This is a genomic window from Mesorhizobium sp. LjRoot246, from assembly GCF_964254115.1.
Taxonomy (GTDB): domain Bacteria; phylum Pseudomonadota; class Alphaproteobacteria; order Rhizobiales; family Rhizobiaceae; genus Mesorhizobium.
In genome coordinates this window covers 1348923-1361915 of record NZ_CAXUSN020000001.1, presented here as the reverse complement: position 1 = coordinate 1361915, position 12993 = coordinate 1348923, and the positions used below count along the sequence as shown (strand labels likewise).

Annotated in this window: 18 protein-coding genes and 1 other RNA gene; 8 read left to right on the top strand and 11 right to left on the bottom strand. The window is 61.6% G+C overall.

Annotated features, from left to right (window positions below; genetic code table 11):
- Position 1: 1 nt before the first annotated feature.
- Complete coding sequence (locus ACSQ3L_RS06385) at positions 2-751, bottom strand: YebC/PmpR family DNA-binding transcriptional regulator (protein ID WP_436159179.1); 750 nt, start codon at positions 749-751, stop codon at positions 2-4.
- 213 nt (positions 752-964) lie between these two features.
- On the bottom strand, positions 965-1288 hold the full coding sequence (locus tag ACSQ3L_RS06380) for an ArsR/SmtB family transcription factor (protein WP_224700519.1): 324 nt from the start codon (positions 1286-1288) through the stop codon (positions 965-967).
- 52 nt (positions 1289-1340) lie between these two features.
- Here ACSQ3L_RS06380 and ACSQ3L_RS06375 point away from each other — a divergent pair, with 52 nt between their 5' ends.
- Both ACSQ3L_RS06375 and ACSQ3L_RS06370 read left to right on the top strand, forming a co-directional pair.
- Positions 1341-1823, top strand: a complete 483-nt coding sequence (locus ACSQ3L_RS06375) for an SRPBCC domain-containing protein (RefSeq protein WP_436159178.1) — start codon at positions 1341-1343, stop codon at positions 1821-1823.
- 16 nt (positions 1824-1839) lie between these two features.
- Positions 1840-2307, top strand: a complete 468-nt coding sequence (locus tag ACSQ3L_RS06370) for an SRPBCC family protein (protein WP_436159177.1) — start codon at positions 1840-1842, stop codon at positions 2305-2307.
- Here ACSQ3L_RS06370 and ACSQ3L_RS06365 read toward each other — a convergent pair.
- The 5 genes from ACSQ3L_RS06365 to ssrS all read right to left on the bottom strand — a co-directional run bounded on the left by ACSQ3L_RS06365 (position 2300) and on the right by ssrS (position 5093).
- On the bottom strand, positions 2300-2470 hold the full coding sequence (locus ACSQ3L_RS06365; protein ID WP_436159176.1) for a hypothetical protein: 171 nt from the start codon (positions 2468-2470) through the stop codon (positions 2300-2302). The genes ACSQ3L_RS06370 and ACSQ3L_RS06365 overlap by 8 nt on opposite strands.
- Positions 2471-2473: 3 nt before the next feature.
- Positions 2474-3241, bottom strand: coding sequence for a TerC family protein (locus ACSQ3L_RS06360; RefSeq protein ID WP_436159175.1), 768 nt, complete (start codon positions 3239-3241; stop codon positions 2474-2476).
- Positions 3242-3315: 74 nt separating this feature from the next.
- Positions 3316-4140: a TIGR00282 family metallophosphoesterase gene (locus tag ACSQ3L_RS06355; RefSeq protein ID WP_292183480.1), complete on the bottom strand. Its 825-nt coding sequence runs from the start codon at positions 4138-4140 to the stop codon at positions 3316-3318.
- 70 nt (positions 4141-4210) lie between these two features.
- Positions 4211-4798, bottom strand: coding sequence for a 5-formyltetrahydrofolate cyclo-ligase (locus tag ACSQ3L_RS06350; protein ID WP_436159174.1), 588 nt, complete (start codon positions 4796-4798; stop codon positions 4211-4213).
- 139 nt (positions 4799-4937) lie between these two features.
- Positions 4938-5093, bottom strand: a non-coding RNA gene (ssrS, locus tag ACSQ3L_RS06345) — 6S RNA.
- 149 nt (positions 5094-5242) lie between these two features.
- Here ssrS and ACSQ3L_RS06340 point away from each other — a divergent pair.
- Complete coding sequence (locus tag ACSQ3L_RS06340; protein ID WP_436159173.1) at positions 5243-6082, top strand: AAA family ATPase; 840 nt, start codon at positions 5243-5245, stop codon at positions 6080-6082.
- Positions 6083-6146: 64 nt separating this feature from the next.
- Here ACSQ3L_RS06340 and ACSQ3L_RS06335 read toward each other — a convergent pair whose 3' ends face one another.
- The gene (locus tag ACSQ3L_RS06335; RefSeq protein ID WP_436159172.1) at positions 6147-7712 is read right to left on the bottom strand and encodes an MFS transporter; all 1566 of its coding nucleotides are present in this window, start codon (positions 7710-7712) and stop codon (positions 6147-6149) included.
- A 137-nt stretch (positions 7713-7849) separates the two neighbouring features.
- Here ACSQ3L_RS06335 and ACSQ3L_RS06330 point away from each other — a divergent pair, with 137 nt between their 5' ends.
- The 5 genes from ACSQ3L_RS06330 to msrB all read left to right on the top strand — a co-directional run bounded on the left by ACSQ3L_RS06330 (position 7850) and on the right by msrB (position 11739).
- Entirely contained in the window at positions 7850-8713 is an 864-nt protein-coding gene (locus ACSQ3L_RS06330; RefSeq protein ID WP_436159171.1) for a LysR family transcriptional regulator, read from the top strand.
- Between the two features lie 59 nt (positions 8714-8772).
- Positions 8773-9219, top strand: coding sequence for an N-acetyltransferase family protein (locus ACSQ3L_RS06325; protein WP_436159170.1), 447 nt, complete (start codon positions 8773-8775; stop codon positions 9217-9219).
- Between the two features lie 7 nt (positions 9220-9226).
- On the top strand, positions 9227-10417 hold the full coding sequence (locus ACSQ3L_RS06320) for a vWA domain-containing protein (RefSeq protein WP_436159169.1): 1191 nt from the start codon (positions 9227-9229) through the stop codon (positions 10415-10417).
- Between the two features lie 19 nt (positions 10418-10436).
- Positions 10437-11234 (top strand): MBL fold metallo-hydrolase, encoded by a 798-nt coding sequence (locus tag ACSQ3L_RS06315; RefSeq protein ID WP_436159168.1) that lies wholly within the window; start codon positions 10437-10439, stop codon positions 11232-11234.
- A gap of 100 nt (positions 11235-11334) precedes the next feature.
- On the top strand, positions 11335-11739 hold the full coding sequence (gene msrB / locus ACSQ3L_RS06310) for a peptide-methionine (R)-S-oxide reductase MsrB (RefSeq protein ID WP_013529102.1): 405 nt from the start codon (positions 11335-11337) through the stop codon (positions 11737-11739).
- A gap of 91 nt (positions 11740-11830) precedes the next feature.
- Here msrB and ACSQ3L_RS06305 read toward each other — a convergent pair whose 3' ends face one another.
- From ACSQ3L_RS06305 to ACSQ3L_RS06295, 3 genes are read right to left on the bottom strand one after another with little or no spacing between them, the layout of a single operon-like run.
- A complete protein-coding gene (locus ACSQ3L_RS06305) occupies positions 11831-12142 on the bottom strand; it encodes a hypothetical protein (protein WP_436159167.1) in 312 nt (103 codons plus the stop codon).
- A gap of 6 nt (positions 12143-12148) precedes the next feature.
- Positions 12149-12589, bottom strand: coding sequence for a hypothetical protein (locus tag ACSQ3L_RS06300; protein ID WP_436159166.1), 441 nt, complete (start codon positions 12587-12589; stop codon positions 12149-12151).
- A 50-nt stretch (positions 12590-12639) separates the two neighbouring features.
- Positions 12640-12900, bottom strand: a complete 261-nt coding sequence (locus ACSQ3L_RS06295) for a DUF2312 domain-containing protein (RefSeq protein WP_013529099.1) — start codon at positions 12898-12900, stop codon at positions 12640-12642.
- Positions 12901-12993 lie beyond the last annotated feature (93 nt).

Below are 12993 nucleotides of genomic sequence, written 5' to 3'. Positions count from 1 at the left end.
CTCATGCCGCGCTGAGCTTGGCCATCGTCTCGTCGTCGACTTCGAAGTTGGCGTAGACGCTCTGCACGTCATCGTCATCCTCGAGCGTGGCGACCAGCTTCATCAGCGACTGCGCCCGCTCCTCGTCGACCGGAACATTGTTCTGCGGCCGCCAGATCGGCTTCACCGATTCAGCCTCGCCGAGCGCGCCTTCCAGCGCCTTCGACACTTCGCCGAGATTTTCGAAGGCGCAATAAATGGTGTGGCCTTCGTCATCCGATTCGACATCATCGGCGCCGGCTTCGATCGCCGCATCCATGATCTTGTCGGCGCTGCCGGCCGATGCCGGATAGTAGATCTCGCCGGCGCGGTCCCACATGAACGACACCGAGCCGGTTTCGCCCATCGCCCCGCCGGCCTTGGTGAAGGCGGCGCGCACATTCGAGGCCGAACGGTTGCGGTTGTCGGTCAGGGCTTCGACGATGACGGCGACGCCGCCGGGACCATAGCCCTCATAGCGCACGGCTTCGTAGTTCTCGGCATCGCCCATCGAGGCCTTGTTGACGGCGCGCTGGATGTTGTCCTTCGGCATCGACACCGCCTTGGCGTTCTGGATCGCCAGCCGCAAACGCGGGTTCATCGATGGATCGGGCGTCCCGCTCTTGGCGGCGACGGTGATTTCGCGCGCCAGCTTGGAAAACATTTTCGACCGCACCGCATCCTGGCGGCCCTTGCGGTGCATGATGTTCTTGAACTGTGAATGGCCAGCCATGGCACCCCTGTCGTCTTCTCGGCTAGAGCATCCCGAAGCGAGGTGATCTCACCTCGTCTTCCGCAATGCTCGAATTCAAAATTTCAGAGCGTCCTAGGTGCAACTCGTGGAAGCACGGCGTTCTCTGTCGGAATGGCCGGCTTATAGATAAATCGGCTCAATTCGTCCAGCCGCACCGCGCACGGGGCGCGCGACATAGGCTGCTGCAAGCGTTCACGCCTCCAGATCGGACTTCAGCCGGTCGATGATGCTGAGCGCATGCCCGGCATACTGGCTGATCCAGCGGTCGTGGATCTGCTTGATCGGCAGCGCGTTGAGATGGTTCCAGCGCTCGCGTCCGTCGCGCCGCGCAACGATCAGGTCGGCCTCCTCCAGCACCTTGAGATGCAGCATCACGGTGCAGCGATCGATATCGGGAAAGGCCTCGCACAGCATGCCGGTGGTCTTCGGCGTGTCCTTCAGCTGATCCAGGATTTCGCGCCGGCGCGGATGCGCCAGCGCCTTGAAAACATTGTCGTCTTGCGATCGGCTTGACATGTTATATTTCTATAACATATTGTTGAGCCGATCAAGGGAAGGAGTTGTGGATATGTCACTCGGATTCAGTGTTTCCGGACGCATCGGCAAACCGGTCGCCGAAGTCTTCGACGCGGTCGTCAATCCAAAGAAGCTCAGCGGCTATTTCACCACGATCGGCGGCGCCAGCGCCCCGCTGGCGGCAGGTGCCGGCGTCGTCTGGTGGGGCAAGGTGCCGGTCGAGGTCGACGAGGTGGTCAAGGACAGCCGCATCGTGCTGCGCTGGGATGCCATCGACGCCGACGGCAAGCCGGCCTACAAGACCCGTATCGAGATGAATTTCGAACCGCTCGACGATGGCGGCACCTTCGTCACCATCGCCGAAAGCGGCTGGCAGGACGGCGCGGTCGGCCTGAAGAAATCCTACCTCAACTGCGAGGGCTGGTCCCAGATGCTGGCCTGCATGAAGGCCTATGTCGAATACGGCATCAACCTCCGCGACGGCTACTATCGCAGCGAGATGAAGGGCGAACCCGCCAACGAGACCAATATCTGACCATTAGGAGCATTCCATGGAGATCCGCGAAACACCAACCGCCGAGGCCGGCATGCTGGTCCGGCGGCCTGTCGCCGACGTGTTCGAGGCCATCGTCGATCCGGCCATCACCACGAAATTCTGGTTCACCCACGGCAGCGGCCGCCTGGACAGCGGCAAGGAAGTTCGCTGGGAGTGGCGCATGTACGACGTCTCGACGACGGTCGACGTCAGCGAGATTGTCCCGAATGAAAAGATCGTCATGCGATGGAGCGATCCGCCGACCACGGTGGTCTGGACTTTCACCGAAAGGCCCGACGAGACGACCTTTCTCGAGGTTCGCAATTTCGGCTTTGCCGGCAATGGCGACGAGCAGGTGAAAGAAGCCGTCGGTTCAACCGGCGGCTTCACGCTCGTGCTGGCCGGGGCCAAGGCCTGGCTGGAACAAGGCCTGACGCTCGGCCTGATCGGCGATCGGCACCCGAAGGGTGTGCCGGCTAACTGAACCGGCGGGCTTGGGATCGCCGCTTTTCCTGCTCACGACGAGCTTGAATCCAGTTCTCGGCCGGAGCTTCCGGGATGTCCAAGATGTCGATCTCGCTGTCAGACAATTCAGCCAGCTTGGCTAACTGATCGCGCTGATCCTGGCTAAGGTCTCTGCCGCTCATGCCTCAGTGCCCGCCGCCCGACTTCGCCTTCTTGCGCCGCCGCGCCAGCATGTTGAGCCCTTCGACCAGCGCCGAAAAGCCCATCGCCGCGTAGATGTAGCCCTTGGGCACATGGTAGCCCATGCCGTCTGCAATCAGCGTCATGCCGATCATCAAAAGGAAGCCCAGTGCCAGCATGACGATGCTCGGGTTCTTGGCGATGAAGTTGGCCAGCGGCCCGGCTGCCAGCATCATCACGCTCACCGCGACGATCACGGCGATGTACATGATGGCGATCTCGTCGGTCATGCCGACGGCGGTGATGATCGAATCGATGGAGAAGACCAGGTCGAGCAGCAGAATCTGGAAGATCGCGCCGGCAAGGCTGATCTGCAGCGTCTCGCCCAGCATCGTATCCTTGTGGTCGTCGGGATCGACCGTGTGATGGATTTCCTTGGTCGCCTTCCAGACCAGGAACAGGCCCCCGGCGATCAGGATCAGGTCGCGCCAGGAGAAGCCATGGCCGAAGGCTGTGAACACCGGCGTCGTCAGCTGGACGATGATCGAAATGGTGGCCAGCAGCACCAGCCGCATGATCAGCGCCGCCGAGATGCCGAGCCGACGCGCGCGCCCCCGTTGCGCTTCCGGCAGCTTGTTGGTCAGGATCGAGATGAAGATCAGATTGTCGATGCCGAGCACGATCTCCAGCACGACCAGCGTCAGCAGCGCGACCCAGGCTGTCGGGTCGGATACGAATTGAAAATGCGGCGCCAGGAATTCGATGAGCTGCATGGAGGTCGTCCCCTCTTTTAACGATCTAGAGCAGTGTCGCCGGCAATTAGGTATTGAGCGTGCCTATATCAATGTCACGACCAGAAGGACGGTGCGGTTTCCTCCAGCCGCGGGCCGCGACGAAACGGCGCGATCCGCTCGGTCAGCCCGGTGCGGTCGGAAATATCGACGCCGACGCCGCACAATGTCGCTGGTCCGGTCGCGGCTTCGAAACGCCCTTTCGGCACTTTCGACAGGAACCGGTTCAGCGGTTCCTCCTTGTCCATGCCGAGCGAGGAATCATAGTCGCCGCACATGCCGGCATCGGACATATAACCGGTGCCGCCGTTGAGGATCTGATGGTCGCCGGTCGGCTGGTGGGTGTGGGTGCCGATGACGAGGCTGGCGCGGCCGTCGACGAAATGTGCAAAGCACATTTTTTCAGACGTTGCCTCGGCGTGGAAATCGATGACAACCGCGTCCGCCTGCTCGCCGAGCGGACAGGCGGCAAGCTCGCGCTCGCCGGCCTGGAACGGATCGTCGAGTTCGGGATGCATGAACACACGGCCCATGATGTTGGCGACCAGCACGCGCGCGCCGCTCCTGGCGATGTAGACGCCGGAGCCGCGCCCGGGCGTACCCTTGGGAAAGTTGGAGGGGCGCAGGAAGCGCTCTTCGCGCGGCGCGAAGGCGAGCGCGTCGCGCTGGTCCCAGACATGGTTGCCGGTTGTGACGACATCCGCACCGGCCGCGATCGTCTCGCGAAATATCTCTTCGGTGATGCCGAAGCCGCCGGCGGCATTCTCGCCATTGACGATGACGAAATCGAGTTTGAAATCCGAGATCAGGCCGGGCAGCTGTTCCCACACCGCCGTCCGTCCTGTCTTTCCAACCATGTCACCGAGGAAGAGAAGTCTCATATTGTCCTGCACCGAAGGTCAGCGAAAGCTGCATGACGCCCGTGAAAGATCATGCGTCGCTTGTACTTATCTACAATTTTGGCGCGAAGCGGCGCAACCCGCTCTCGGTGAGTATTTCCGCGAGGACGACGTCGTGCTCCTCATCCGGCACCTGCGCCACTTCCTGGCAGTCGAAGGCGATGCCGATCAGCCGCGGCGGCTGTCCCTTGTCGAGCAGCTTGGCGATGGCGCGATCGTAATAGCCGGCACCATAGCCAATGCGATGGCCGCGCGCATCGAAAGCGGCGAGCGGCACCAGCATCACCGAGGGGTCAAGCACCTCGGCTTCTTCGTGCGGACCGACCGTACCGAAACCCATCTCGACCATCGGCGCGCCGCGCACCAGTTCGCGAAAGACGATGGTGGTCTTGTCGAGAATGGCCGGCAGGCAAAGCCGCACGCCCTTTTCGCGCAAGGCAAACATCAACGGCCGAACGTCGACTTCGGAACGCATCGGCCAGAAGCCGGAAACGATCTGGCCCGGCTCGACGTGGAGGTGATCGCGCGCCGTCTCAGCCATTTCAAGCGCGACCTCCACCCGCCAGAATTCATCGAGCGCGTCGCGGCGCCCGAGGGCCTCGCGGCGAAGCTGCTTTTTCAGGTCTTTGGGAGAGGTCATGCGCCGACGCTAGAAAAGGTCAGATTTGGATGGAGTTTTAGGAGCGACGTTTTGGAGGAGCGGAGCGAACTTTTCGTTCGTGAGCACCGCACAAAGCGGCGCGACGACGAAATCCGCCAAATATGGCCTTTTCGATAAGTGACGATCCACACAACCGGTGGAGAGAGCGATCCCGGGAACCTACAAAGTAGGTGGGCGCCGTGTGAGAAAACCCACGGGTCTTCCCAGGGACAGCTCCCTAAGGATCGTTAAGGCCCCGGGGAAAATGTTCTCCTGCCGGGAAGCACAGACCGTCCCAGCCAATATAGGCTGCCGGGCGACTAAGCGCCAGTGAGGCGGGCATTCTTTCCGTGTTGGATTCAGGCCCTCGCCGCCGCCAACACCTCACCCTTGCACAGGGTGAGCCGCGTCCTTACGGTCGCGATGACCAACCGAGGAGCAAGAATGCGTTTCGAAGGCACGGCAGCCTATGTCGCCGACAAGGATCTGATGGTGGCGGTCAACGCGGCGATCGCACTGGAGCGGCCGTTGCTGGTCAAGGGCGAACCCGGCACCGGCAAGACGGAACTCGCCCGCCAGGTGGCAGCGGCACTCGGCCTCGACCTCATCGAATGGCACGTCAAGTCGACGACGCGGGCGCAGCAGGGTCTATACGAATATGACGCCGTCTCGCGCCTGCGCGACAGCCAGCTTGGCGATATCAGGTTCAACGACATCAAAAACTACATCAAGCGCGGTAAGCTCTGGGAGGCGTTCGCGGCCGGCAGGAAGGTCGTGCTCTTGATCGACGAGATCGACAAGGCCGACATCGAGTTCCCCAACGACCTCCTGCAGGAACTCGATCGGATGGAGTTCTTCGTCTACGAGACCGGCGAAACCATCCGCGCCGCGGTCAGGCCGATCGTCATCATCACCTCCAACAACGAGAAGGAGCTGCCGGACGCGTTCCTGCGCCGCTGCTTCTTCCACTACATCCGCTTCCCTGATGTCGACACGCTGCACAGAATTGTCGACGTGCACTATCCCGGCATCAAGCAGAATCTGGTGCGCGCGGCGCTCACCCAGTTCTACGAGATCCGTGACGTGCCTGGCCTGAAGAAGAAGCCGTCGACGTCCGAGGCGCTCGACTGGATACGCCTGCTGGTCGCCGACGACATCGCGCCGGAGGATCTGCGGGCCGATCCGAAGAATGCGCTACCCAAGCTGCATGGCGCCCTCCTGAAAAACGAACAGGACGTGCATCTGTTCGAACGTCTGGCCTTCATGGCCAGGCGGCAGGGATAGTGGTTCGCACATGATCTCTGGACCGCAACAATTCGGCCTCTGACGCCGGGTTGGAAGGCCGTTGCTACGAGCGGGCCTCGCCCGCGGTCCGTGCGGAACCACGCCCTCTTCCTTCTTTCGACGCGTCGGTCTTCGCACCGAAGATGATGAAGCTGACGACGGCAAGAGCAAGAACCCCAATCCCGCTATAAAGCATGACCCAGCCAAAACCGTTGACCAGGGCGGCACGCGCAATGGCGCCGGATGGGTCGAGGGTCGCGAGCCTGGGTGAATTCTGCGTCAAGCCATCGAGGTTTCCGGTGGCGATCTTTTCCGCCAGTGCACCCAGTTCATTCGGCTCAAATGCCGTGCCTAATGCGTTCCGCAGATAAGAAACTATCCCCTGCGTCAGCAGCAACCCCAGCACCGCGATGTTGATGGCGAGCGTGATCAAGCGCGCACTGATATCGATGCCCGAAGCCATGCCGGCACGATCCGGCGACACCGAACCGGTCGTGGTGTTGGTGGTCGGTGAATTGGTCAAGCCTATGCCGATGCCGGCGATCAGCGTGCCGGGCAACATGGTCACCCAATTGGCGCCCTCGAGCCCGGACCCTATCCGCATGGCGATAAAGCCGATCCCCAATGTCAACAGGCCGAGCGGAATCGCAACCCGCGCCTGATAGCGCGCGCGCAGGCGCTCGGCGGTTGAGGACATCAGCATCAGGGGAAGCGTGTAGACGAGCAGCAACAGGCCGGTCGTGGTGCTGTCATAGCCCAGAACGCCCGAAAAATAGATCGGCAGGTAGATGATGAACGGCCAGTAGCTGAAATTCATGCCAATGCCGCCCATGATCGCTCCCGAAAACTGGCGGATGCGGAAGACGGAGAAGTCGAACATCGGATAGGGATTGATCTTCTCTGCAACCAGGAACGCGACGAAGGACAGGACGGCCGCAACGGTCACGCCGATGCGGGCGCCCGACCCGAGATCGGCGCCTTGCGTGATCAGATAGGAGAAGCCGAACACCGCGAAAGAGAGCGTCAGGATGCCGGCCCGATCGAGCTTCCGGGCGTTGCGGTCGCGCGATTCCGTGACACCGGCGACGATGAAGACCAGAGCAAGGATCGCCAGCGGCACGTGGATCAGGAACACCCATTGCCAGCTCGAAAATGCGACGATCAATCCACCGATTGCGGGACCGAAACCAAGCCCGATGCCCGAGACCACGCTCCAGGCAACGAAAGCCTTGCCGCGTTCGCCACCATCTTGAAACTGATGGGACAGCACAGCCACGCTACAGGTGAACATCGCTCCGCCCGCGAGCCCTTGCAGAAAGCGGGCGATGATCAGAATTGGAGCGCTCGGTGCGAGGCCGCACAGCAGAGAGGAAAAGCCGAAGGCAACGGTGGTAATCACCATCACACGTTTGCGGCCGAAACGGTCGGCCAGCGTTCCCGTCGCCATCAACACCGTGGTGCAGGCAATGGTGTAGGCATTCATGATCCACTGCAAATCCTTGAAATCGGCGGCGAGCACGCTTTCCAGTTTCGGAAGGATCACCGGTACGCTGGAAATTTCGAGGCCGAACAACAGCGAGGCAAGACAAGCGCCCGCAAGCGCAACGGTGTTTCGGTCAATCTGAAACATATCAATCACTCTCCATCGGAGCATCCGCAGGTGAACCGCGCTTTTTCAAACCGCGATGGAGATGACATAGACGAGGCTTGACCATGAAAAAAGACTATGTATCTCTATTTCAGAGATGACAAAAAGGAATGGTGGTGATGACCAGTCTTGATGTCGACGCCGTGCGGACCTTCGTCATGGTGGCCGATCTGCAAAGCTTCACCCGGGCGGCCGCCGCGCTGGGCAGTACCCAGGCAACGATCAGCGTCAAACTGCGCCGGCTCGAAGAGAAGCTCGGCGCGCGTTTGATCGAACGAACCCCGCGCCGCGTCGCCCTGTCGGCCAAGGGGGCGGGTTTCCTCCCTGCGGCGCGCGACTTCCTTGCGGCCCACGAACGCGCCATGGCGGAGTTTGCCGCCGCACCATGCCGGCTTGCGCTCGGCTTTGTCGATCACGTCGCCGGGCCTGAGCTTTCCGTCCTCATAGCCCAGATCCATGCGCACGATCCGTCGCTCGCGCTCAGCATGAAAATCGACACCAGCATCATGCTGAAGGACGCTTTCGATCACGGCGAGCTCGATGCGGTCATCGTGCACCGGGAAGGTGACGATCGCCCGGGCCGGGCACTGTCGCGCAACCACTATGGCTGGTTCGCGGCGCCTTCATTCGAATGGCAACGCGGGACGCCGTTGCGTCTCGCGCTTTTAAGCACCGTATGCACCTGTCCGGATCGTCTGAGGGCTATCGAGACGCTTGACGGAGCAGGCATCGCCTGGGAAGAGGCTTTCGTCGGCGGCGGCGGCACGGCCGTCAACATTGCGGTATCGGCCGGCTTCGCCGTTTCCGCCCTCGCCAACCGTGTCGCTCCCCCCGGCCTGATCGAGGTTAGCCGTAAGCTCGGCTTGCCGCCGCTCCCCTCTTCGGAGATTGTTTTGCATTCGCGCACCCTGGCGCCGCGCGCGCGAGAAGCGCTGCATATGCTCGCGACCGCATTTCGCGAGTACAATTCGCCGACGGTTTAGGCGAAGCTATGCCCGATCCTGATTCCGTCGAAATGGATCAAGCTTTGGAGGGAACCGAAATGACCGAGATCACCGTCCGCCCGCTCGCGCAGTCCGACCATGCCGACTGGCGTCGCCTGTGGACCGACTACCTGACCTTCTACGAAACCAAGCTTCCCGAAGAGGTCTACGCCGTCACTTGGAAGCGTCTGTTCACGGAAGGTGAGTTCGAGCCGAAAGGCTTCATCGCCACATCAGGCGGTAAGGCGGTCGGCCTCACCCACTATCTCTACCACCGCTCCGGCTGGTCGGAAAAAAACAACTGTTATTTGCAGGACCTGTTCGCCGACCCGAAGGTACGCGGCAAGGGCATCGGTGCGGCGCTGATCAAGGCGGTGCAACAAGAAGCTGCGAAAATCGGCGTCAAGAATGTCTACTGGATGACGCACGAGACCAATGCCACGGCCCGCAAGCTCTATGACCATGTCGCGCGCCGGACGGGCTTCATCGAGTATGATTTGCTATAGATAAACCATGTTCATCCCCTTCTTCCTTGAACTGAAGGCAGCACGTGTTCCCGTCTCTCTGCGGGAATATCTGTCGCTGCTCGAAGGGCTGGAAGCCGGGTTGGTCGACTATGACGTCGAAGGTTTTTATTATCTCGCCCGCGCAGCACTGGTAAAGGACGAGCGCCACATCGATCGCTTCGATCAGGTGTTCGCGCATGTCTTCAAGGGCATTGAAGCGCTGGGCGGACCGGATGCGGTAGACGTCGCCAATATCCCCGAGGAATGGCTGCGCCGCCTCGCCGAAAAGCACCTCACCGATGAGGAGAAAAAACTGGTCGAGGCGCTCGGCGGCTTTGACAAGTTGATGGAGACGCTGAAGCAGAGGCTGGAAGAGCAAAAAGGTCGCCACCAGGGCGGCTCGAAATGGATCGGCACCGGCGGCACCTCGCCGTTCGGCGCCTATGGCTACAATCCAGAAGGGGTGCGCATTGGCCAGCATGAAAGCCGCAACCGGCGGGCGGTGAAGGTGTGGGACAAGCGCGAATTCAGGAATTTCGACGATGCGGTCGAGCTCGGCACGCGCAACATCAAGATCGCACTGAAGCGGCTGCGTCGCTGGGTGCGTGAGGGCGCCGAGGAGGAGTTCGACCTGCCCGGCACCATCCACGCCACCGCAGAACATGGCTATCTCGACGTGCGGACGCGGCCCGAACGGCGCAACGCGGTGAAGCTTTTGATGTTCTTCGATGTCGGCGGTTCGATGGACGACCACATCAAGAGCGTCGAGGAGCTGTTCTCGGCCGCCCGCGCCGAGTTCCGCCAACTCGAATATTTTTACTTCCACAACTGCCTCTACGAGGGCGTGTGGAAGGACAATCGCCGCAGGCATGCCGAGGTGATTCCGACCTTCGACCTGCTCCACAAATATGGGCCGGACTACAAGGTAATCGTCGTCGGCGACGCCGCTATGAGCCCTTACGAGATCGCGCATCCCGGCGGTTCGGTCGAGCACTGGAATCCGGAAGCCGGAGCCGTCTGGCTCGGCCGCCTGCTACGGCAATGGCCGAACGCGGTATGGCTCAATCCTGAAAACCAGAAAAACTGGGGCTTTACCCATTCGATCGCGATGATCCGCGACATCTTCGGCGGCCGCATGTTCCCGCTGACACTGGCCGGGCTCGAAGGCGCCACAAAGCAGCTTTCAAGAAAGCACTGAAAGACCGACAGGAGATCCGATGACCTGCTTTCTCTGCCTGCAATGCGGTGTCCAGTTCGCGGCAACAGAGGCGCCGCCAAAACATTGCCCAATCTGCGAGGACGAGCGGCAATATGTGCGCTGGGAGGGGCAGGCGTGGATCACGCCGGAAGAGCTCTCCGCCGGACACCGGCTTGTGATGAAGGATGACGCCGGCGTGCTCGCCTTCGGCATCGAGCCGCGCTTCGCCATCGGCCAGCGGGCGCTGCTGGCGCAGACGCCGCACGGCAATGTGCTGTGGGATTGCATTTCGATGGTGACCGACGAGGCGGTGGCCGAAATCAAGCGCCGGGGCGGCCTGACCGCAATCGCCATCTCGCACTGCCATTACTATTCGGTGATGGTCGAGTGGAGCGAGGCATTTGGCGGCGTGCCGATCTACCTTCACGCCGACGACCGCAAATGGATCATGCGGCCGCACAAGGCGATCGTCAGCTGGGAAGGCGAAACGCTCTCGATCAACCCGTCGCTGACGCTCATCCGCTGCGGCGGTCACTTTGCCGGTGGCCAGGTGCTGCACTGGAAACGCGATAGCGGCGACGCCCTGCTGGCCGGCGATATCTTGCAGGTGACGCCGACGCGCCGCCATGTCAGCTTCATGTACAGCTATCCGAACTACATTCCGCTCAATGCAGCCGCCGTGCGCCGCATCGCGGCGGCACTGCAGCCTTTCGCGTTCGACCATATCTATGGTGCATGGTGGAACCAGAACCTCATCGGCGGCGCAAGAACGGCTTTGACTGCTTCGGTCGAGCGCTATCTCGCGGCGATCGCGTGAGAGCTCGATCGAAAATGCGGGCAAATCGCGTAACAAATGCCTATCTTGGTTCGAACAAAGGCTGCAATCAACAACGAGCCGGCAAGGCTGAGGAGATCGAATGGACACCCACACCTACCCCGTAACCCGCACCGACGCCGAATGGCGCGCCCGGCTGACGCCGGAGCAATATGCCGTCATGCGCGGCCATGGCACCGAGCGGCCCGGAAGCTGCGCCTTGCTCTACGAGAAGCGCGCCGGCACTTTTTCCTGCGTCGGCTGCGACCAGCCTTTGTTTGAATCCAAGCTGAAGTTCGAGAGCGGCACCGGCTGGCCGAGCTTCAACGACCCGGTGCCGGGCTCGGTCGAAAACACCGTCGACCGCAGCTACGGCATGGTCCGCACCGAATGCCATTGCGCCCGCTGCGGCAGCCATCTCGGCCATGTCTTCGAGGACGGCCCGCCGCCGACCGGGCTGCGCTACTGCATCAACGGCGTGGCGTTGAAATTCGAGCCGGCGGCTTGAGCGGAACTCGATCGCGAGACAATGGGAAGGGCGGCTGCGGCCGCCCTTTTCGTTTGCGTCTGTGAAGTTGGCTGGTGCCGCCGATGCTCGCTCAGATCACGACCGTCAGGATCAGCCACAATGTGGCGCCAAGCGTCATCAACGAAGCTTTGGCGCCCCTGGCCTTCTCCGTGGTTCGCCATACCGCAAAGGTCAGGAAGATGTTGTAGGGCACCAGCGCGAGATGCACCGCCAGAACGAGCGTGAGCGGCAGCTTCAACCCAAGTAGGACAATCGCGGCCACCAAAGATGCGACGTTGAGCGCGGTGCCGACAAGGACAAGATCGCGCCAGAACAGCCGGTCGAGCGGCACCTGGCCTTGCCAGCGTGAGCGGAAGAAGTATCCGACGCCTTCTGGCAACACTGATATCTATCCCTGCCCCAGGACTTCGGTCACCGCCCGCTCGAAGCGCGAGCATTCGGTCACCAGCCAGTCGGTCATCGCCGGCCAGTTGTCCTCGGCATAACAGTTCACCCGCCACATCGAATTGATGCCGAGCCCCTCGCAACTCTGTTCCGGCCTGAGCTTCAGCCGCTCTTCGATATCAGGCTGGAACGGCTTCAACCGCGACCAGGCTTGCGTGGCGCCGAACTTCTCATTGCGGCCAAAGAAGATGCCGACATGGTTCTGCGCCGGCGCGACATACATGGAAAGCACCAGGGCGAAGTCGGGCAGCCCGCGTTGCCAGAACCAGGGTCCGCGCCTCGCCATCAAAACCTTTTCTTCCGGATGCCGTTCGGCGAACAGCGTCCAGAAGCCGCGCTGGCGGAATTCTGAAGCGCGGCGGGCGCCGAAGTCGAATTCGCTCATGGCTCAAACCGTATCTCCGGCAACCGCGTCGGTGCCGGGGCCGGTTAGTCTTACACCATACCGAGCGCGGCCTTGTACAGATCGAGGATGGTTTCCTCTTCCTGCCGCTCGGCCTGGTCCTTCTTGCGCAGCCGGATGATCGTACGCATCGCCTTTGTGTCGAAGCCGGTGCCCTTGGCCTCGGCGAACACTTCCTTGATGTCGTCGGAGATGGTCTTCTTCTCTTCCTCGAGCCGCTCTATACGCTCGATGAAGGCACGCAGCTGGCCGGCGGCAACAGTCTGGCTGGTATCGGTGATATCGTCGGCCATGTTTTTCTCCACATCGTTTTTCTGCGCCGCGACTCGGGATGCATGCAGCGGCGAATTGAGCGGGCTCGATGCCCGACCGGGGGCGGCGGGTCA

Excerpts from the sequence above, each read along its gene's own strand:
- ACSQ3L_RS06385 (WP_436159179.1), bottom strand. The coding sequence starts at position 751 with ATGGCTGGCCATTCACAGTTCAAGAACATCATGCACCGCAAGGGCCGC.
- ACSQ3L_RS06380 (WP_224700519.1), bottom strand. The coding sequence starts at position 1,288 with ATGTCAAGCCGATCGCAAGACGACAATGTTTTCAAGGCGCTGGCGCAT.
- ACSQ3L_RS06375 (WP_436159178.1), top strand. The coding sequence starts at position 1,341 with ATGTCACTCGGATTCAGTGTTTCCGGACGCATCGGCAAACCGGTCGCC.
- ACSQ3L_RS06370 (WP_436159177.1), top strand. The coding sequence starts at position 1,840 with ATGGAGATCCGCGAAACACCAACCGCCGAGGCCGGCATGCTGGTCCGG.
- ACSQ3L_RS06365 (WP_436159176.1), bottom strand. The coding sequence starts at position 2,470 with ATGAGCGGCAGAGACCTTAGCCAGGATCAGCGCGATCAGTTAGCCAAG.
- ACSQ3L_RS06360 (WP_436159175.1), bottom strand. The coding sequence starts at position 3,241 with ATGCAGCTCATCGAATTCCTGGCGCCGCATTTTCAATTCGTATCCGAC.
- ACSQ3L_RS06355 (WP_292183480.1), bottom strand. The coding sequence starts at position 4,140 with ATGAGACTTCTCTTCCTCGGTGACATGGTTGGAAAGACAGGACGGACG.
- ACSQ3L_RS06350 (WP_436159174.1), bottom strand. The coding sequence starts at position 4,798 with ATGACCTCTCCCAAAGACCTGAAAAAGCAGCTTCGCCGCGAGGCCCTC.
- ACSQ3L_RS06340 (WP_436159173.1), top strand. The coding sequence starts at position 5,243 with ATGCGTTTCGAAGGCACGGCAGCCTATGTCGCCGACAAGGATCTGATG.
- ACSQ3L_RS06335 (WP_436159172.1), bottom strand. The coding sequence starts at position 7,712 with ATGTTTCAGATTGACCGAAACACCGTTGCGCTTGCGGGCGCTTGTCTT.
- ACSQ3L_RS06330 (WP_436159171.1), top strand. The coding sequence starts at position 7,850 with ATGACCAGTCTTGATGTCGACGCCGTGCGGACCTTCGTCATGGTGGCC.
- ACSQ3L_RS06325 (WP_436159170.1), top strand. The coding sequence starts at position 8,773 with ATGACCGAGATCACCGTCCGCCCGCTCGCGCAGTCCGACCATGCCGAC.
- ACSQ3L_RS06320 (WP_436159169.1), top strand. The coding sequence starts at position 9,227 with ATGTTCATCCCCTTCTTCCTTGAACTGAAGGCAGCACGTGTTCCCGTC.
- ACSQ3L_RS06315 (WP_436159168.1), top strand. The coding sequence starts at position 10,437 with ATGACCTGCTTTCTCTGCCTGCAATGCGGTGTCCAGTTCGCGGCAACA.
- msrB (WP_013529102.1), top strand. The coding sequence starts at position 11,335 with ATGGACACCCACACCTACCCCGTAACCCGCACCGACGCCGAATGGCGC.
- ACSQ3L_RS06300 (WP_436159166.1), bottom strand. The coding sequence starts at position 12,589 with ATGAGCGAATTCGACTTCGGCGCCCGCCGCGCTTCAGAATTCCGCCAG.
- ACSQ3L_RS06295 (WP_013529099.1), bottom strand. The coding sequence starts at position 12,900 with ATGGCCGACGATATCACCGATACCAGCCAGACTGTTGCCGCCGGCCAG.